Source organism: Alteromonas sp. AWM4_230, from assembly GCF_056158305.1.
The window spans coordinates 3,656,327-3,675,244 of sequence record NZ_JBSWTB010000001.1 but is presented as its reverse complement, the minus strand read 5'-3'; the positions used below and the strand labels follow the sequence as shown (position 1 = coordinate 3,675,244).

Genomic DNA, 18,918 nt, shown 5'->3' with positions numbered 1-18,918 from the left:
TTAAAACGTTTGCGCCATCTGCTGAAGTTTTCGCTTACTCCGTCAAGCCACGCTAATAATTACAGAATGATTTAACTCTCTGCAGTGACGCGCACGCGCTCAGCTTTCACCGCAGGCGATGTTTGCTTAGCTGCTAACTTGGCATCTACGCTGTTTTTAATAGCAATAAGAAGTCCCATTCCTAAAAACGCACCCGGCGGTAATATGGCAAGTAGAAATGGGTTTTCTGTGTTGAACAGTGTAATAGTCCAGTTCGCAGCAATGGGGCCAAATAGCCTATCTGCACCCGCTAATAACGTACCCGCACCCAATATTTCTCGCATGCCGCCTAGTACAACCAACACAGCGGTAAAGCCTAAGCCCATCATGAACCCATCGTATGCGGACGCAAGGGGCCCATTTTTCGATGCAAAGGCCTCTGCGCGACCTATAATGGCGCAGTTAGTTACAATCAGTGGAATGAAAATACCTAACGCCAAGTAAAGGTCGTAGGTATAGGCATTCATTAAAAGCTGAACAATGGTTACAAATGCTGCAATAATCATAACGAAAACAGGGATACGGATCTCGTTTCTTACCACATTTCGAACGAGTGAAACGGTAATGTTACTGCCAATTAAAACCAACATGGTAGCAAGGCCAAGTCCTAAACCATTAATGAAGGTAGCAGTAACGGCTAGTAGGGGGCACAATCCCAACAGCTGTACTAGCGCAGGGTTGTTCTTCCAAAGTCCTTGCAAGGACAGGTCGCGAAAGTCAGTCACGTTATAACTCCTCTACACTATGAGGTTGCGTTTCATCCACGTTAACGGCGTCTATTGTTTCAACCGAATCTGTTGTTGCACAGGTGTTGGGAGCGGAGAATAACGCGCTTTGGTTAGCCTGAGCGTAAAGTAAAGCTTCACGTACGGCTGTGACTACCGCTCTTGGCGTTATAGTAGCGCCTGTGAATTGGTCAAATTCGCCGCCATCTTTTTTGACTTGCCATGGAGCTAAGTCATCTGGTGAGAAAGACTTGCCGCTGAAGTTTGTGATCCAATTACTTACTGCAAGCTCTATTTTATCACCAAGTCCAGGGGTTTCTTTGTGTTCGATAACGCGTACGCCAAGCACTCTCATATTGGTTGTTTTTATTTCAGCCGTATCCATTTCGGAAGAACTCCCGCCGAGCTCTGCCATATTGGTAAGTGGTAGGGCAGAGGTATTGAGGTTTTCACTCTCACCGCTACGGGAGTCGCTTTTCATACTCTGTTGTTTATCGATACCAATATGTGTATCTACTTTTACACCGACAACAATATCTATATCACCGCTGTAACCATCGGGGGCGGTGACTTCCAGCACGAGCGCGCTAGGTTGGCCGCTTAGCGTGGCACGGTATATCTTATGGGCTTTTTTTATGCCCAGTTCAGGGGCATTGACTTCTGTGCAGTTGGCGTACAGAGCATTGTCATGGAATTCGCTAGGTACGACTTCATTCAGTACGCTTAGAAGCTTTTGCTGCTTTTGTTGCTCAATTTTGTCTTGGGTGCTGAAAAAGGTTAACGCTATTAACGCTGTGGTGACAACGGCAAACGCACCTAACATAAGGCCGTTTTTGGCCAAGCTATCTTTCATCATTACTGCTTACCTCGGCCTTTGCCCACATTTTTACCGTAAACACGAGGGCGGGTGTAATAGTCAATAAGCGGTACCGCCATATTCATAATGATCACCGCAAACGCCACCGCATCGGGGTAACCACCAAATGTACGTATTATAACTACCCAAAAACCAATGGCAGCTCCAAATATAATTCGGCCTTTTGGGGTTGTTGACGCTGAAACCGGGTCGGTGGCGATAAAGAATGCGCCTACCATTACTGCCCCATTAAACAGGTGGAATAGCGGTGAAGCATAGTAGTCGGCGTTAACTAAATGAAGCAGTGATGCACAAAAGAATACGCTCAGCAGCATGCCGCCTGGGATGTGCCAGCTAATAACGCGGGTTTTCCATAGGTAGAGACCACCGAGTAAATAAGCAAGACTTACTATGCCCCATCCTGCACCGGCGGCTTCGAATATACCGCCATCGAAGATAGGTTTGGCTAATGACTCTGAGTAGGTTACGCCTTGCGTTAGGTCGGTTTTCAATGTATCTAACGGTGTTGCCATGGTTACACCATCGGCAATGGTTTTGAGTTGAGTGACATCGTATCCACTGGTAGTAAAACCAGTAAAGATGAGTGAAACCGAATCTAAAAAGCTTGGCGTGATGCCAGCGTGAGTCGCGGGAGGCAGCCATAGGCTCATCGCTGCAGGAAATGAAATAAGCAGCACCACGTAAGCAATCATGGCTGGGTTGAAAATATTAAAGCCAAGCCCACCGTAAACCTGTTTAGCTACCGCAATGGCGAAGAAAACGCCTGTCACCGTCATCCACCACGGCAGAGTAGGTGGAATACTAATCGCGATTAACAAGCCGGTTAAAACCGCACTGTAATCAGTAAGAGTGCGTTCGATAGGGCGTTTTCTTAGATATAAAATAACCCCTTCAATAACTAGTGCACTTGCTACCGCAATAACTGCTTGAATAAGCATGCCCCAACCAAAAAAAATAGATTGGGCTATCATGCCTGGGATCATAGCGTAAATGACCATGCGCATGACCTGTCCGGTATCGCGTTTAACTCGTTGGTGTGGTGAACTCGATAAACTTAACTTCATTCTGATTCTTTCTCTTGTTCAGCCGCCGCTTTTTTCGCTTTTGCTTTTGCAATGGCTGCCGCTATACGTGCTTTCTTTTCATCTTGAGCAGTGTGTTGAGAAGTTGTTTGCTCGCCTTTTATATTGTCCTCTAGATTCCCTTCCTGTTTGGCCGCTTTTTTGGCTTTTGCTTTTGCCACGGCGGCAGCAATGCGGGCCTTTTTCTGTTCCGCTTCGCTCAAGTTGCTAGATGAATTTAAAGCCTTGTTATCCTGAGCACCATTATCTTGGCCGTTGACACTTTGAGGATCCGCTTCTTTTTGCAAGCTAACGTCTTGGCTGTCTGTGTCAGCTTCACTAACAAGGCTAGATGCTTGTGCTTTTTGCGACGCGGCCTTTTTGGCTTTCGCTTTAGCAACGGCAGCAGCTATCCTAGCCTTCTTTTCATCCTTAGCGTCCGGTTCACCTAGCGGTTCTTTAGACTGATTGTCTTGCTCCTCGCCAAATTGAGTGGACGTAGCCTGCTCAGGTTGGCCGCTCGTGTTATTTTTAGCGGCTTTTTGCGCTTTTGCTTTAGCAACGGCTGCTGCAATACGCGCTTTTTTCTGTTCCTCAACTGATAGGTCTGCGTTAGTTTCGGTCTTTGAAGGCTCAGTATTTGAAAGCTCGCTATTTGAAAGACCAGCAGATTTTTCGCTTTGTGAACCCGCTTGGTTTTCTGTTGACGCATCTGAATGCTGGCCAGCTTGAGCTGCTTTCTTGGCTTTCGCTCTAGCAATGGCAGCGGCCACTTTTGCCTTTTTATCATCCTCTGGCGATGATACCTGAGCCGCTGGCTCAGTGACGTTCTCAGCTTGATCTAAGCCTTGAGCTTGGGCTGCTTTCTTCGCTTTCGCTCTGGCGATAGCAGCGGCTACCTGAGCTTTTTTATCGTCTGCCGCTGGGTTAGGCTCGTCAGCGTTTACTGGCATATTTTCGTCTTTAGCCTTGGCCTGCATTGCCGCTTTTTTTGCTTTTGCGCGTGCAAGCGCCGCCGCTACTTTATCCTTTGCTCCCGTTGCGCCAGTATCAGCCGTGCTATTTGCATTATCTACAGCTGCAGCGTTTTGTTCTTTGGCTTTATTTGCGGCTAACCGCGCCTCTTTTGCTTTTCTATGCTTTGCTTCTCGCTCCAGCTTTTCACGCTCTAAACGTTCTTTACGCGCTTCAAAACGCTGCTTGGCCTTTTCAGCTTTATTTTTTTCGTCACGCTGAATGCGTATTTCAGACTTAGCCTGGCGATAGTAATGCACCAGCGGTATCTCGCTGGGGCAAACGTAAGCGCATGCGCCGCACTCTATACAGTCGAAAAGGTCATATTCTTCGGCTTTGTCGTATTCTTTTGCTTTGGCGTGCCAAAACATCTGTTGGGGAAGCAATGACGCAGGGCATGCGTCGGCGCACGCGCTACAGCGTATACACGGACGTTCTGCATTATCATCTACAAGCTCTTTTTTAGCCGGGACTAGTAAACAGTTTGTGGTCTTTACCACAGGAATAGTTGCGTCTGATAAGGTGAAACCCATCATAGGGCCGCCCATAATGACTTTGGGCGCTTTCTGTTTTTTCGGGTTGTAACTTGCTTCTTCTAACAAATGAGAAACTGGTGTACCTAATAGCGCTCTGAAATTGCTAGGGGATTTAACTGCTTCACCGGTTACGGTAACAACCCGCTCAATCAGCGGCTTGCCGTGTAAAATAGCATCTGCAATGGCATAGCAGGTACCAACGTTGAACATCATCACGCCTACGTCGGCAGGCAATCCATTTCTTGGCACTTCTCGGCCAGTAACAACTTGAATTAGCTGCTTTTCACCGCCAGCAGGATATTTAGTTTCAACGCTAACCACGCGGTAGTCTTTCTTATCCTGACAGGCAATATTGAGTGCCTCGAACGCTTCGGGTTTGTTGTCTTCAACCGCAACAATAATTGCCTTAGGTTCGATAAGGTGAGTCAGAATGTCTAAACCCTGGCGTATTTGCCATGCGTGCTCACGCATTAACCGGTCATCAGATGTGATATAAGGTTCACACTCGATCCCGTTTAAAATAAGAAACTCAACAGGTTTAGACGTTGAGGTTTTTATATGGGTAGGGAAGCCGGCACCACCCATTCCTGAAATTCCTGCTTGGCAAATAGCTTCTATAAGCTTGTTCTTATCTATGTCGCTATAATTTGCTATTGGAGATAGGTCGCACCATGTGTCTTTACCATCCGGGCGTATTGATATACACATTTCGGTTAAGCCGCTAGGATGAGCAATAACATGCGGCGCTATTGCAACGACTTCTCCAGAGGTGGGAGCGTGTACAGGTACCGAAAAAGGCGAGGAGCTTTGCGAAAGAATTTGGCCTTTTAACACGGTATCGCCAACTTCTACGCAGCATATGCCGTCTGAACCAATGTGCTGGCGCAATGGTACTATCAATAACTCAGGCAACGATGGCTTTTTAATTACCGACGTATTAGAAAGTGATTTTTTATCGTCAGGATGCACACCACCTGGAAATGAGTACAGCTTCCCCGCTTCAAGCGCTTCTATAATTGAATCAAAACTTGGATACATCACAATTACGATACCATTTTGATAGGGATATCACCTTTAGGTGATGATTCGAAATCCCACTTCCATGTAGAAGTAGTTTGAACGATTGGCACCATGTCAATGCAGTCGACAGGGCAGGGGTCTACACATAAGTCACATCCTGTACACTCATCAGTAATAACTGTATGCATGTGTTTTGCGGCACCTAATATGGCATCGACAGGGCAGGCTTGGATACATTTGGTGCAGCCGATGCACTCATCTTCTCGAATGAAAGCAACTTTTTTGACGTCTTCTTCGCCGTGTGCTGCGTCAAGGGGCTTGGGTTCAACCCCCATTAAGTCTGCAAGTTTTTTGATCGTTGCTTCACCGCCCGGAGGACATTTATTAATGTCATCGCCATCTGCAATGGCTTCAGCATAAGGTTTACAACCTGGATAACCACATTGACCACATTGGGTTTGTGGTAACACGGCGTCGATTTGCTCGACAAGGGGGTCGCCCTCTACTTTAAAGCGAATGCTCGCATAGCCCAAGACTAGGCCAAAAATAAGGGCTAGGACGCCAATTGCAATGACAGCAAGTATGATCGTAGTAGACATCGACATTACACCTTCACCAACCCACTAAATCCCATAAATGCGAGGGACATAAGGCCTGCGGTAATCATGGCAATTGATGCACCCTTGAATGAGACAGGTACGTCAGCAGCTGCTAAGCGCTCACGCATAGCTGCAAATAACACTAATACCAAGGAGAAACCTACTGCAGCCCCGAATCCATAAATAAGGCTCTGCATGAAATTATGCTGCTCCGTAAGGTTTAACAAAGCTACACCAAGAACTGCACAGTTGGTTGTGATAAGAGGAAGAAATATACCTAACAATCTATATAAGGTAGGACTTGTTTTGTTCACTACCATTTCTGTGAACTGAACAACCACCGCAATAACAAGGATGAAGGCCAGGGTTCTGAGATAGCCAATACCTAAAGGCGCAAGTAAATAGGTTTCAACCAGGTAACTTGAAGCCGAGGCAAGGGTGAGTACAAATGTGGTGGCCATAGACATGCCCATGGCGGTTTCCAATTTTCCAGATACACCCATAAATGGGCATAAACCGAGAAACTTAACCAACACGAAGTTGTTAACCAGTACTGTACCAATCAATAGCAGTAAAAATTCAGTCATGAATAACGCAATTCCTTCGAGGAATTTTGACGGACAATGCCCGCGAATTAAAAAGAAAAACAGATTAGGTCTATTATCCCTTTTTAGAACGGGTTTAACAACTTGATTGAATTAGGGTTATTTAATGTCTAAACGCGTTGTTTTAGGAATTAAAATAGAATGATGTGGGTGAGGCGATTTAGAAGCCAACTAAGTGGCTCCCCCTCCCCGACTCGAACGGGGGACCTGCGGATTAACAGTCCGTCGCTCTAACCAACTGAGCTAAGGGGGAATCGACACCTAAGTTGTTTGCTGAAGTTGGCTCCCCCTCCCCGACTCGAACGGGGGACCTGCGGATTAACAGTCCGTCGCTCTAACCAACTGAGCTAAGGGGGACCTGTGCTTCAACGGAGGCGAATATTAAAGACGTACTTAGGAACTGTCAACAACATAAATGAAATATTTGTGCTGACTGCGCAAAAAATAGCTTTTTACGGCTTTAATGCTCATTTTGTCGTCAATGTGGCGAAAGTGATGGTTAATAACTGCACATTATTGCTTGTTTACACATAAACACGTGTGCTTTTAGCTTTTAAAGAAATGATTTTTTCTTTTTTCTGATATATCTCGGTAAAGTTAAAGGCTATAACTAAAAAGAATAAAAAATCGCTTCCATACTGTTATTATGTACAGGCTTTAATAAATCTGTAACCTGTACCTGAGGATTAAAAGGTTAGTCACCACTTACGTGATGAGAAATTAATCGAGCACGAAATCCCGCCGAATATGGTCTGGCGGTAGTTATCCACTAAATCTGTGGATAACTATGTTGATAGCTTAGATTCGCCTACTGCTTTTGTAAGATCAGGTATTAATTGATCCGATTGAATAGGCCTGAATGTGGGGTGATATTCTATATACTACAAAGGGTTAGCGCTGTTTTTGTGATCGCATCCTTCGATCTAAATTGATCGGTTGAACAAAAAGTAGCTTGTGTGTTAATTCAACGAATGACTAAATGCTATCCAACGAAATCCATGTTATGTCCCAGGTTATTACAATATATTAACATTTTTGTTGTTCTTTCAATCGTTAAGCAGTGAAAACTTAACGTGAACGAACTTCAGAAGTGACTATATTAAAAGTGAAATAGAATAGAAACTAAACTGTCACGGACTTACTGACACATTTATCGCGTACAACTATCGATAAAGTAGTGCTTTTAGCGAATAGCGAACAAATTCGTAGAACGCATGCATTTTTATTAAAAACACCATATTTCTTCTCTCCCTCTTGCTCTTTGCTTTGTTTATCGAAACAGAATGGCTAAATAGCGTTCACCGTTTTACACTAGCGTGCAATTAATGAGGGAAATTCATTCAGCCGGAGATCTAGTGATAAAAAGTAACGCTAAACAACGTACTTCCGACTTATTGGGAGGAGATATAGGTACTACGTTAAAGCGTATGACTATTCCTATGATATTAGGAATGGTAATGATGATGAGCTTTGGGCTTATCGATACCTTTTTCGTCAGCTTGTTGGGCACAGATCCACTAGCTGCTATCAGTTTTACCTTTCCAGTAACTTTTACAGTAATCAGTCTGAACATTGGTTTAGGTATAGGAACGTCAGCAATAATAGGGAAGTTGCAAGGGAGTAAGGAAATAACCAAGTCCCAACACTATGCTACAGGCTCGCTAATGCTGTCGGTGTTGCTGGTAGGGACATTAGCAATAATTGGCTTTTTTACCATAGAGCCTGTATTTAAACTGCTTAATGCCACAGACAACTTAATGCCATATATATCTGACTATATGGGGCTATGGTATTTGTCGAGCATCTTTTTAGCCATGCCTATGGTGGGCAATAGTGTACTTCGCGCATGTGGTGACACCCGAACGCCTAGCATAGTGATGGCAGCAGGGGGCGGTCTAAATGCGTTGCTAGACCCTATCTTTATATTCGGACTTGGGCCTATACCGGCGATGGGAATAAAAGGTGCGGCGCTAGCTACCTTTATCGCGTGGATAGTTGGCGCAATATGGATACTTTATATTTTATCGGTTCGTCGAAAGTTAATGTTACCTCGACTTCTAACACTCGCCGAGCTGCGTGATAGCAGCCGTGAAATTCTCAAGATAGGACTGCCCGCGGCAGGTGCGAATATGCTTACCCCTGTTGCCGGTGGTGTAATGACAGCTGTAGTTGCTGGCTACGGCGCTGAAGCGGTTGCAGCGTGGGGAGTGGGAAATAGAATGGAGTCTATTGCTAGTATTGTTGTACTAGCACTTTCCATGACGCTGCCTCCATTTATTAGCCAGAACGTAGGGGCAGGGCAGGTAGAGCGGGTTAAAAAAGCATATTCGCTTACTTTGAAGTTTGTTCTTGTTTGGCAGTTCGGCATTTTTCTTTTTATGTGGGCAATGTCTAGCTGGATAGCCGTTGCTTTTGCCCATGAAGCAGAGGTAAGCGTATTAATACAGCTATTTTTGATGATTGTACCTCTGGGTTATGGCATGCAAGGCATTATAATTCTGACTAATTCATCGTTGAACGCAATGCACCGCCCCATGACGGCATTAGTATTAAGTGTCATCCGCTTATTTATTTTCTTCGTACCAATAAGTGTTGCCGGTAGTTTTCTATTTGAACTGAAAGGGTTATTTGCCGGTACTGTCATTGCCAATATTGCAATGGCGTGTGTTTCATTTGTTGTTTTCAAACGTGCGATTACTCAGTTTGAATCAGATAAAAAAACATCTGAGCGCAGCTAATACCATAGTGGCCAACCAAGGTTGTGTGTTTGTAACTTTAAGTAGTTTGACCGAGAGCAAAATGTTAAGCAGTAAGCTAAAGAAAAGGTTAAGTAAATGAGTAGAGGGTTTGAGCTTCATTCTAAATACAAGCCAGCAGGCGACCAGCCAAAAGCAATAGAAGCTTTGGTGGATGGCTTGGAAAGTGGTTTGGCCGGCCAGACACTGCTAGGTGTTACGGGGTCAGGTAAAACCTTCACCATGGCTAACGTGATTAAAGAAGTGCAGCGACCAACACTTATTTTGGCACACAACAAAACACTTGCGGCTCAACTGTACGGTGAAATGAAAGAGTTTTTCCCCAATAACGCCGTAGAGTACTTTGTCTCCTATTACGATTACTACCAGCCAGAAGCCTACGTTCCTAGTACCGATACCTTTATCGAAAAAGACGCCTCTATAAATGATCACATCGAACAAATGCGATTATCAGCTACCAAGGCACTGATGGAGCGCCGGGACGTAGTGATAGTGGCCAGTGTGTCGGCTATTTATGGCTTGGGTGATCCTGAATCCTATATGAAAATGCTGTTGCACCTTCGACAGGGCGACACTATGGATCAGCGTGATATCTTACGTCGCCTTGCAGAACTGCAGTACAAGCGTAACGATTTGGCCTTTGAACGGGGTACATTTCGCGTGCGTGGCGATGTCATTGATATCTTCCCCGCCGACTCTGAAAAGCAAGCCGTGCGGGTTGAGCTGTTTGACGATGAAATAGATAAGATAAGTCTGTTCGACCCGCTAACTGGCGCAGTGGATAAGTCTGTTATTCGCGCGACGGTTTTCCCAAAAACGCACTATGTAACTCCGCGAGAGAAAATTCTGAATGCTATTGAGCATATAAAGGATGAATTAGGCGATCGCAAAAAGCAGCTTCAAGAAACTAATAAGCTTATTGAAGAGCAACGCATCTCACAACGTACCCAGTTTGATATCGAAATGATGATGGAGCTTGGATATTGTTCGGGTATTGAAAACTATTCCCGCTACTTGTCGGGACGAGCGCCGGGCGAGCCGCCTCCAACTTTGTTAGATTATTTTCCGGCAGATGGCTTGATGTTTATCGATGAGTCTCATGTTACGGTTTCCCAAGTAGGGGCTATGTACCGTGGGGATCGCTCTAGAAAAGAAACGCTAGTGGAGTTTGGTTTCAGATTGCCATCTGCGTTAGACAATCGTCCGCTTAAGTTTGAAGAATTTGAGCAAATTTGTCCTCAAACCATTTATGTTTCTGCAACGCCGGGTGACTATGAGTTGAAGAAAACTGACGGCGAGGTAGTCGAGCAAGTGGTACGGCCCACTGGGCTCTTAGATCCGGTTATTGAAGTGCGCCCTGTTGCAACTCAAGTCGATGATGTTCTGTCTGAAATTCAAAAGCGGGTAGAGCTTGACGAACGTGTGCTTATTACTACCTTAACAAAGCGTATGGCCGAGGATTTAAGCGAGTACTTAAACGAGCACGGCGTAAAGGTGCGCTATCTACATTCGGATATCGATACTGTAGAGCGAATTGAAATTATCCGTGATTTACGATTGGGTAAATTCGATGTGTTGGTCGGTATCAACTTGTTGCGTGAAGGTTTAGACATGCCTGAAGTCTCGCTGGTGGCTATCCTAGATGCGGATAAAGAAGGCTTTTTGCGCGCTGAGCGTTCGCTTATTCAAACCATTGGTAGAGCTGCGCGTCACGTGAATGGTAAAGCTATCTTATACGCTGACAGTATTACTAAGTCGATGAGAAAGGCGATGGACGAGACCGAACGCCGTCGTGAAAAGCAAATGGCGCATAACGAGGCCAATGGTATTACACCAATGCGTCTTAATAAGCCTATTACCGATATAATGGACTTAGGTGATAGTGCACATCCTGCTTCTGGTAAGGTAAGACTGCGCAAGGTTGAAGAAAAGAAAAAGCAACAGAAGACAGCAAGTGCAACTGAGTTAATGGATCAAATCACCGAACTGGAAAAACAGATGTTCGAATATGCTCGGGAACTTGAGTTCGAAAAAGCGGCGTCACTTCGTGACGATATTGAATCACTTAGAAAACAGGTAGTTGCGCTTTCTTAAGCATTTTACCCAGTCAACGCCCTCAGTACTTATTGGGGGCGCTTTACTTGGGCAGGCATTTTTTATTCAAATCTTGAGTTAAAAATTGCCATAAAGCCTCCTAAACACATGTTTCGTATAAATCTGAATAACAGATCTCTACTTGCTCTTCACCTTTGCTTAGTTCTTTTTACTTATGTAAAAATATTCCTGTAGATAACTATTTACGAAACAGAGAAGTTGTTTTTTTATTATTAAATGAGACGAAAAGCAGCAAAATGTCGTTGTAATAGCACGATTAGTTACATATAGTTCTCATTAGAGTATCTATAACTATACCTAAAAACAGGTGCTAACATGCTTAATCGTCTTCAGGAGTCAGATATCAAGCTACTGCGTGTGTTTTATGCTGTAGCAAGCTGCAACGGATTTACTGCGGCTGAACCCGTGTTGCGTATGCAACGTCCAAATATCAGTGCCGCCATTAAAAAGCTCGAAGAGCGTTTGGATTTGGTGCTATGTCATCGTGGTCGTGGTGGTTTTCAAATGACAAAAGAAGGTGAGGTGGTTTTTCAAGAAACCAAGCGCATCTTCAATGCCTTCGACAACTTTGTTTTTAATCTAAAATCGCTACACGATGATTATTCTGGCCATATCACGCTAGTGTTAATGGCAGGCCTCCCACTTTCAATGCACATGGCTGTAAGTAAAGCAGTTAAAAGTACAATGAAGAAGTTTGATGATATCCACGTGAATATCCAAACTCGTTTATATAACGAAGTAGAACATGTTGCGTTATCAGGTGAGTGTCACCTTGTGGTTTCAACCTATGACATGGTAAAACCTGAATCAGTGACTTTTCACCCTGTGGGGATTGAAACTGAAGGGCGTCTATATTGTGCGCCAACCCATCCGTTGGCAAAGTATCGCGATACTGAATTGCCAGAGAATGTGAAGATTGGTGATTATCCTGCGATTGGCATTGCTGGCCTGTCATCAGCTAACTACATTGAAGATGAGACAAGGCTATCTATACAAACCTTTTCTGATTCTTTCGACGCTGCGATGTCCGCAATTATGACGGGCGAATATATCGGTTTGTTACCTGATTACATGGCAAAAGAGCAGGGGGCGGCGTTAGGACTTGTGCCTATTGCTCAAGGGAGTCTTTTTAACTTTAGCCACGAGCTATTTGTGATGAATGGTAAAAACACGCGGTTAAACCCGGTATTACGCCACTGCATTAAAGAGTTAAGTTATTTTATTTCTGAAAGCCAGAAGTAGTTTCATCAATACAGCTAATATAAAAACACCTCTTGTTCTAAAGCGTTCATAAATACGCAGGGAACAAGAGGTGTTTTTTATTGAGTCTGTTTATTTGTATGAGCAGTACTTATTCGTACTCTAAAGGGTCGGTAGCGTCGTTTTCCTTAAATGCTTCTAAACGCTCTTCACATGCACCGCATTTTCCGCACGCTTTCTCTCTGCCGTTGTAGCATGTCCATGTTTGCCCATAGTCCAAACCCATCGACAAACCGTCAGTCAAAATAGCTGTTTTGCTGTCGTCGATATAAGGCGTCATAATGGTAACTGGGGTATAGTTTGCAATACCACATACGTCATTCATCTTATGCACGAATTCTGGTCGGCAGTCGGGGTAAATGGCGTGATCGCCTGAGTGTGCACCGTAATAGACTTCATTGGCGTCCAAACTCACAGCATAGCCAACCGCCAAAGACAGCAATATCATGTTACGATTAGGCACTACGGTTTGTTTCATGCTTGGTTCTTCATAGTGACCTTCAGGTACGTCGATATCTGACGTTAGAGCAGAGCCACCAATAAGCGTATTAATAGCGCTAATATCAACAATTTTATGTGGCACATTAAGTGATTTACACACGTTCGCCGCATAGTCGAGTTCTTTTTTGTGCCGCTGACCGTAGTTAAAGCTTAACGCGTGGACTTTTTTGCCTGCCTTTAGTGCTTTGTGCAGTACTGTGAAAGAGTCCATGCCTCCTGAATAGATAACAACAACATTTTCTGACATAGTTTTCGAAGATTTAAGAAATTATGCCCGAATTTTATGTGATCCTTGGTAAAATCCCAACATACAATCGTTAAAGGGTGTCAATTTGTCTGTAATGTCCACATTAAACATCAATGAGATGTTTGAAACTATCCAGGGTGAAGGTGCTCACACAGGTATTCCTTCTATCTTTGTTCGCCTGCAGGGCTGCCCTGTAGGCTGCCCATGGTGTGATACTAAACATACGTGGGAAATTAATCCTGATTTAAGTGTTTCGCCTCAGGCTGTGATAACCAAAGGCGAAGAGTCTGAGACCTATTTCATCTCTAGTGAGGAGGCTTTGCTGGCTGAGTTTGGGAAACAAGGCTATGTGGCAAAGCATGTAGTTATTACTGGCGGTGAGCCATGTATGTACGACCTACGTCCTCTGACGAGCCTACTTCACGACAACGGATACACAACACAAATAGAGACCAGCGGTACGTTTGAAGTGCTTTGCGATGAGCGTACTTACGTAACCGTTTCACCTAAAATAAACATGAAAGGTGGATATGATGTGTTAGTCAGCGCATTAGAAAGAGCTAACGAAATTAAGCATCCTATCGCTATGCAGAAGCATATTGATGAACTTGACGCTCTGCTGAGCAGCGTATCATTGCTGGAAGGAAAACAGGTTTGTTTACAACCAATTAGCCAGCAGAAGAGAGCAACTGAACTGGCTGTGCGGACTTGTATTGAGCGCAACTGGCGGCTATCTTTACAAACACACAAATACATTGGCATTGAATGAATGTTTAATATGCATGGGTTTATTAGAAGAACTAAACGAGATTATGAGTACTCAACTCACTCTTTAATTCAACTTGGGCATAAAGAAAATGAACAGCTTCAACTCGCTTAAAAAAGCTGTTACTGCAGCGGTTTCTTTATGTCTTTTGGTTATCGTTCCAATGGCTGATGGCGCTACGTGGACGATTACCTATCCCCGTCCTATCGACGACTCTGACGCACGAGCTCAATATCCAATCGCTTTACTTAAACTCGCTCTCGATAAAACAGGTGTCAATTACGAGCTTCGCCCTTCGGATCGCATCTTACTGACGAGTAAGGCTATGCGCCAGCTACGTGAGAATAGAGAAGTTAACGTTGTGTGGAGCATGACAGATAACCAGCGAGAAAAAGAGCTGACTCCCATTCGAATACCTATCGCCAAAGGGCTTATTGGCTTTCGCGTTTTTGTTATTAACGAAGATAAGAAGTCGAAGTTTGATGATGTATTGTCGTTGAACGATATGCGTAAACTTGTTCCTATCCAAGGAGAAGAGTGGCCAGATACTAAGATTTTGCAAGCTAACGGGTTCAACGTCTTCACCGTGCCTGAATTTCGTGAAGCGTATGACATGATTAAACAGGGCAAAGGAGACTTTTTTCCTCGTTCTGTGATGGAAGTGAGTGCTGAACTTGAAGAAGAGGGCCGTCGTACAAACCTCTATCTTGAGCCTTCAATAGCGCTTTATTACCCAACAGCAATGTACTACTTCGTTAATGGGAATAATAAAACATTAGAAAACCTCATTCAGACTGGCCTAAATAGAGCTATAGAAGACGGGTCATTCGACGCCCTATTTGAGTCTACCTATGCGCCTATCTTAGAGTCTTTAGACGTTAGTGAGCGCAAAATATTTACTCTGGAAAACCCATTGCTTCCTATTGAAACGCCTGTCACTAATTCTGCACTCTGGTATAAACCTACGTCAAAAAGAGTAAAACAGAAATAAAAAACGCAGCCTAAGCTGCGTTTTTTACATATCGTTGTTTTGTCGCGTCTATTAAGACTCGCCAGCGTGAACATCTTTCATTGAGCGACCAGATGGGTCGGCATTGTTCTTAAAGCTCTCGTCCCATTCAAGAGCTTCTGCAGTACTACAGGCGATTGACTTACCGCCAGGTACGCAGCGAGCGGCACTTTCTTGAGGGAAATAGCTCTCGAAAATAGTGCGGTAGTAATAGCCTTCTTTGGTGTCAGGCGTATTCACCGGGAAGCGGAACTCCGCAGTAGCCAGTTGTTGGTCGGTTACTTCGTTTTCCACAAAGTCGCGAATTGAGTCAATCCACGAATAACCTACACCATCACCAAACTGTTCTTTTTGGCGCCACAATACTTCCGCGGGAAGGGTTTCGCCGTTATCAAACGCTTTACGAAGGATCCACTTCTCCATTTTTCCGTCAAGACACATTTTGTCTTGTGGGTTTAAGCGCATGGCTACGTCAATAAAGTTCTTATCTAAGAAAGGAACACGTGCTTCAACACCCCATGCTGACGTCGCTTTGTTGGCGCGAGCACAGTCAAACATGTGGAGACGATCCAGCTTACGTACCGTTTCTTCGTGGAACTCTTTGGCATTTGGCGCCTTATGGAAATACAGATAGCCACCAAAGATTTCATCAGAGCCTTCACCCGAAAGCACCATCTTTATGCCCATTGCTTTAATTTTGCGGGTCATAAGGTACATAGGGGTAGCAGCGCGGATAGTAGTTGTATCGTAGGTCTCGAGATGGAAAATAACATCACGGATGGCATCTAAACCTTCTTGAATGGTGAAATGGATTTCATGGTGAACGGTACCAATCATATCCGCCACTTTCTTCGCAGCTTTAAGGTCAGGAGCACCTTCAAGACCTACAGCAAAACTGTGTAGGCGTGGCCACCACGCGTCAGTCTTGTCTTCATCTTCAACACGTTTGGCTACGTACTGTGCAGCCACAGCAGAAACCAGTGATGAGTCTAGACCACCAGACAACAGAACTGCGTAAGGCACGTCAGACATCATGTGTGACTTCACCGCTTTCTCAAACGCTACGCGAAGCTCGTCTAAATCGCTTGTGTTGTCTTTTACGTTGTCGTATTCCATCCAGTCGCGTTTGTAGTACTTAGTGATTTTTCCTTCTTTACTCCATAGGTAATGGCCTGGAGGGAATTCACTAATTGTCTTACATACGCCCGCTAGTGCTTTCATTTCTGACGAAACATAAAAGTTTCCGTGCTCATCGTAACCCGTATAAAGCGGGATAATACCAATATGATCACGGGCAATCAGGTAAGCGTCTTGCTCTTCATCGTAAAGAATAAACGCGAACATGCCTTCTAGGTCATCAATAAAGTCGATGCCTTTTTGCTGAAAAAGCGGAAGGATAACTTCACAATCTGAACGGGTTTTAAATGGATACGGCTCATCTAAGTCAGCGGCTAGCTGCTTGTGATTATAAATCTCGCCATTAACCGCAAGAATTTGCTTATCGTTTTGGCTGATAAGAGGCTGTGCCCCTGTATCTACGTCGACAATCGCCAGTCTTTCGTGACAAAGAATGGTATTGTCATTATTCCAGATACCCGACCAGTCAGGGCCACGGTGGCGCAATAGTTTTGATAAATCGAGGGCTTGGGTTCTGAGTTCAGACACATCGGTTTTGATATCAAGGATACCGAAAATACCACACATATAACGGATTCTCTCTGTTCACTTGTTGAAAAAAATAATAGAAGTTTTTTCTGTCGGTACTCGCGTACGAGTGAGCGAAGGATTGTTTTTATTCTTTTTTCGCGTGCCTTGAATGTGCCAGTCTGACAGGAAATTGCAAGTACATTATGATGAGAAAATGGAAATACTTATTCCTTTTATCTCAAAACAGCCGTTTATTAACATTTTTATCCTATTTCGAGCGCATAATTATTAGATGAATTAAATAGTGAGTGAGTTTACTGAACAATATAAAGTAGTCATTCGAAGCCGCTTGAAGCAGTGATATAGGAAAGAGAAGTAAGAAAGGACCTGTAAAAAGGCCCTTTTAGTTTTACTGCATAACTACGCATTTTTGACGCTTAGAAGTCAGAGCGGATATTAATTCTTGCGCTGAAACTCACTTGCTTCATTCCATTTAGGCCAAGTGTCAGCATTCGCAACGCCGACACCCACATCAAACAGCATCTGCGTGTCTTGTACAATGCCGCTTAAGTCCCAGTCATCGCGATATTGGTCGCACACTTGATGGTAGCAGCCTGTCACGATAACGTTCATACGTTTTCTGTACTTAGCCGTTTCTTCATCTGCTGGTTCATTGCCGCCCTCTGCATAAAGTGCTGGTACACCTTGTTTAGCAAAGCTGAAGTGGTCAGAACGGTAGTAGTAACCTGCTTCAGGTCGGTCTTCTTGGGTAAGTGTTCTGCCTTGCTTAGCTGCAGCGGCTTCAAGGTAGTCTTCCATTTCTGATTTGCCCATGCCTACAACCGCCACGTTCTTGGTTTTACCCAAAACGTTCATTGCATCCATATTGATGTTCGCAACGGTATTTTCAATAGGAATAACGGGGTTGCTGGCATAAAACTTACTGCCCAATAGCCCTTGCTCTTCAGCGGTTACCACTAAAAATGAGACTGAGCGTTTTGGTGCAGGCGTAAGTTCTGAATAGGCTTTAGCCATAGCAAGCATTGCTGCAGTACCTGTGGCGTTGTCGTGGGCGCCGTTATAGATTTGGTCGCCTTCTTTGCTTTCATCTTTACCTAGATGATCCCAATGTGCCGTGTAGATAATATGCTCATCAGGAAACTCGGTACCCGGTAATGTGGCGATAACATTGTTGCTTTCTGACTTTTCGAACGTGTTTTTCACGGTAACTGACGCTTTAATATCCATTGCTTTGCTATATGGACCCTGCATGGCGTTAGCTTTCTCTGTGTCAAAATCAAGGCCAGCATCGGCAAACACTTTTTTCGCTGCATCTAACGTAAGCCAGCCTTCAACGGCAACGCGGCTCGCGCCTTTATCGGCACTCACTAAACCGTACTGCGGACCACTCCAACTGTTTGCAACAACAGACCAGCCGTAAGATGCAGGTGCGGTTTCGTGAACAATAATAGCGCCTGCTGCACCTTGACGACTCGCTTCTTCATACTTGTAGCTCCAACGGCCATAATAGGTCATGGTAGTGCCTTGAAACTTCCCGCTTTCTGGGTTTTCAAAACCTGGGTCGTTAATTAGCATAACCACGGTTTTGCCTTTAACATCTAACCCTTCGTAATCGTTCCAGTCGTATTCTGGCGCATTTACGCCATAACCAACGAACACCAGTTCAGAGTCTTCAAGAGATACCGAGTTTTGCTCGCGCTTTGAAGAGGCTACCATTTGCTCTTTGTAGGCAAAGGTATTGTCGCCTATCGTCATGGTCATATCTGGATCAGCAGTGATCTCCATAAGCGCTACTTTTTGAAGGAAGCTATCGCCATTACCTGGCTGAAGCCCAGCTTTAGTAAATTCACTGACCAAGTAATCAATGGTTTTCTTTTCACCTTCAGTCGTTGGTAAACGACCTTCAAACTCATCAGAAGACAAAACTTTTAGCGGCTCGCGAATGTCAGCATCAGAAATACTGCTGTAAACGCTGTCGAAGTTAGAAGCCGCAGGCATAGTCTTCTGCGCTGATTCGTTTGTTGAGGTGCTGTCGTTGTTAGGAGTGCAAGCACTTACGCCTAGAAGGGTAGGTACAAGCAACGGCAAAAACATTTTTTTCATTGTTAGTCTCTGTTTGC

At 44.4% G+C, this 18,918-nt stretch carries 14 protein-coding genes and 2 tRNA genes; 5 read left to right on the top strand and 11 right to left on the bottom strand.

The genetic code is table 11. From position 1 onward, the window contains the following. Positions 1 to 71: 71 nt before the first annotated feature. The 8 genes from ACXACS_RS15845 to ACXACS_RS15810 all read right to left on the bottom strand — a co-directional run bounded on the left by ACXACS_RS15845 (position 72) and on the right by ACXACS_RS15810 (position 6,833). Complete coding sequence (locus tag ACXACS_RS15845) at positions 72 to 764, bottom strand: electron transport complex subunit E (RefSeq protein ID WP_474807988.1); 693 nt, start codon at positions 762 to 764, stop codon at positions 72 to 74. A gap of 1 nt (position 765) precedes the next feature. Beyond that, positions 766 to 1,620, bottom strand: coding sequence for an RnfABCDGE type electron transport complex subunit G (locus ACXACS_RS15840; protein WP_474807986.1), 855 nt, complete (start codon positions 1,618 to 1,620; stop codon positions 766 to 768). Beyond that, positions 1,620 to 2,705 (bottom strand): electron transport complex subunit RsxD, encoded by a 1,086-nt coding sequence (gene rsxD / locus ACXACS_RS15835; RefSeq protein WP_474807984.1) that lies wholly within the window; start codon positions 2,703 to 2,705, stop codon positions 1,620 to 1,622. Before rsxD ends, ACXACS_RS15840 begins: the two co-directional genes overlap by 1 nt. Beyond that, positions 2,702 to 5,290 carry an electron transport complex subunit RsxC gene (rsxC, locus tag ACXACS_RS15830; RefSeq protein WP_474809306.1) on the bottom strand — a complete coding sequence of 863 codons (2,589 nt, stop codon included), beginning with the start codon at positions 5,288 to 5,290 and terminating at the stop codon, positions 2,702 to 2,704. The genes rsxD and rsxC overlap by 4 nt, the downstream gene beginning before the upstream one ends. A 5-nt stretch (positions 5,291 to 5,295) precedes the next feature. Then, positions 5,296 to 5,877, bottom strand: coding sequence for an electron transport complex subunit RsxB (gene rsxB, locus ACXACS_RS15825; RefSeq protein ID WP_179982769.1), 582 nt, complete (start codon positions 5,875 to 5,877; stop codon positions 5,296 to 5,298). Then, positions 5,877 to 6,458 (bottom strand): electron transport complex subunit RsxA, encoded by a 582-nt coding sequence (gene rsxA, locus ACXACS_RS15820; RefSeq protein WP_179982770.1) that lies wholly within the window; start codon positions 6,456 to 6,458, stop codon positions 5,877 to 5,879. The genes rsxB and rsxA overlap by 1 nt, the downstream gene beginning before the upstream one ends. Positions 6,459 to 6,652: 194 nt before the next feature. Continuing rightward, positions 6,653 to 6,729 (bottom strand) — tRNA-Asn (locus ACXACS_RS15815). 27 nt (positions 6,730 to 6,756) lie between these two features. Further along, positions 6,757 to 6,833: transfer RNA gene (locus tag ACXACS_RS15810), tRNA-Asn, on the bottom strand. Between the two features lie 998 nt (positions 6,834 to 7,831). Between ACXACS_RS15810 and ACXACS_RS15805 the strand changes: the two genes are divergently transcribed. From ACXACS_RS15805 to ACXACS_RS15795, 3 genes are all read left to right on the top strand, one after another. Continuing rightward, complete coding sequence (locus ACXACS_RS15805; RefSeq protein ID WP_474807982.1) at positions 7,832 to 9,214, top strand: MATE family efflux transporter; 1,383 nt, start codon at positions 7,832 to 7,834, stop codon at positions 9,212 to 9,214. A gap of 96 nt (positions 9,215 to 9,310) precedes the next feature. Next, a complete protein-coding gene (gene uvrB / locus ACXACS_RS15800) occupies positions 9,311 to 11,326 on the top strand; it encodes an excinuclease ABC subunit UvrB (RefSeq protein WP_474807980.1) in 2,016 nt (671 codons plus the stop codon). Positions 11,327 to 11,662: 336 nt separating this feature from the next. Then, the gene (locus tag ACXACS_RS15795) at positions 11,663 to 12,589 is read left to right on the top strand and encodes a LysR family transcriptional regulator (RefSeq protein WP_118489862.1); all 927 of its coding nucleotides are present in this window, start codon (positions 11,663 to 11,665) and stop codon (positions 12,587 to 12,589) included. A gap of 109 nt (positions 12,590 to 12,698) precedes the next feature. Here the strand turns inward: ACXACS_RS15795 and queC are convergent, their stop codons facing one another. After that, positions 12,699 to 13,355: a 7-cyano-7-deazaguanine synthase QueC gene (queC, locus tag ACXACS_RS15790; protein WP_474807979.1), complete on the bottom strand. Its 657-nt coding sequence runs from the start codon at positions 13,353 to 13,355 to the stop codon at positions 12,699 to 12,701. A 94-nt stretch (positions 13,356 to 13,449) separates the two neighbouring features. On the opposite strand from queC, the gene queE reads away from it, so the two are divergent. Both queE and ACXACS_RS15780 read left to right on the top strand, forming a co-directional pair. Continuing rightward, a complete protein-coding gene (queE, locus tag ACXACS_RS15785; protein ID WP_474809304.1) occupies positions 13,450 to 14,124 on the top strand; it encodes a 7-carboxy-7-deazaguanine synthase QueE in 675 nt (224 codons plus the stop codon). 88 nt (positions 14,125 to 14,212) lie between these two features. After that, positions 14,213 to 15,112, top strand: coding sequence for a type 2 periplasmic-binding domain-containing protein (locus tag ACXACS_RS15780; RefSeq protein WP_474807978.1), 900 nt, complete (start codon positions 14,213 to 14,215; stop codon positions 15,110 to 15,112). A gap of 51 nt (positions 15,113 to 15,163) precedes the next feature. On the opposite strand, the gene asnB is transcribed toward ACXACS_RS15780, so the two are convergent. Then, a complete protein-coding gene (gene asnB / locus ACXACS_RS15775) occupies positions 15,164 to 16,834 on the bottom strand; it encodes an asparagine synthase B (protein WP_118489858.1) in 1,671 nt (556 codons plus the stop codon). A 399-nt stretch (positions 16,835 to 17,233) separates the two neighbouring features. Next, positions 17,234 to 18,901 carry a M28 family metallopeptidase gene (locus ACXACS_RS15770; RefSeq protein WP_474807976.1) on the bottom strand — a complete coding sequence of 556 codons (1,668 nt, stop codon included), beginning with the start codon at positions 18,899 to 18,901 and terminating at the stop codon, positions 17,234 to 17,236. Positions 18,902 to 18,918 lie beyond the last annotated feature (17 nt).

Excerpts from the sequence above, each read along its gene's own strand:
- ACXACS_RS15780 (WP_474807978.1), top strand. The coding sequence starts at position 14,213 with ATGAACAGCTTCAACTCGCTTAAAAAAGCTGTTACTGCAGCGGTTTCT.
- ACXACS_RS15840 (WP_474807986.1), bottom strand. The coding sequence starts at position 1,620 with ATGATGAAAGATAGCTTGGCCAAAAACGGCCTTATGTTAGGTGCGTTT.
- asnB (WP_118489858.1), bottom strand. The coding sequence starts at position 16,834 with ATGTGTGGTATTTTCGGTATCCTTGATATCAAAACCGATGTGTCTGAA.
- uvrB (WP_474807980.1), top strand. The coding sequence starts at position 9,311 with ATGAGTAGAGGGTTTGAGCTTCATTCTAAATACAAGCCAGCAGGCGAC.
- queC (WP_474807979.1), bottom strand. The coding sequence starts at position 13,355 with ATGTCAGAAAATGTTGTTGTTATCTATTCAGGAGGCATGGACTCTTTC.
- queE (WP_474809304.1), top strand. The coding sequence starts at position 13,450 with ATGTCCACATTAAACATCAATGAGATGTTTGAAACTATCCAGGGTGAA.
- rsxA (WP_179982770.1), bottom strand. The coding sequence starts at position 6,458 with ATGACTGAATTTTTACTGCTATTGATTGGTACAGTACTGGTTAACAAC.
- ACXACS_RS15770 (WP_474807976.1), bottom strand. The coding sequence starts at position 18,901 with ATGAAAAAAATGTTTTTGCCGTTGCTTGTACCTACCCTTCTAGGCGTA.
- rsxD (WP_474807984.1), bottom strand. The coding sequence starts at position 2,705 with ATGAAGTTAAGTTTATCGAGTTCACCACACCAACGAGTTAAACGCGAT.
- ACXACS_RS15795 (WP_118489862.1), top strand. The coding sequence starts at position 11,663 with ATGCTTAATCGTCTTCAGGAGTCAGATATCAAGCTACTGCGTGTGTTT.
- rsxC (WP_474809306.1), bottom strand. The coding sequence starts at position 5,290 with ATGTATCCAAGTTTTGATTCAATTATAGAAGCGCTTGAAGCGGGGAAG.
- rsxB (WP_179982769.1), bottom strand. The coding sequence starts at position 5,877 with ATGTCGATGTCTACTACGATCATACTTGCTGTCATTGCAATTGGCGTC.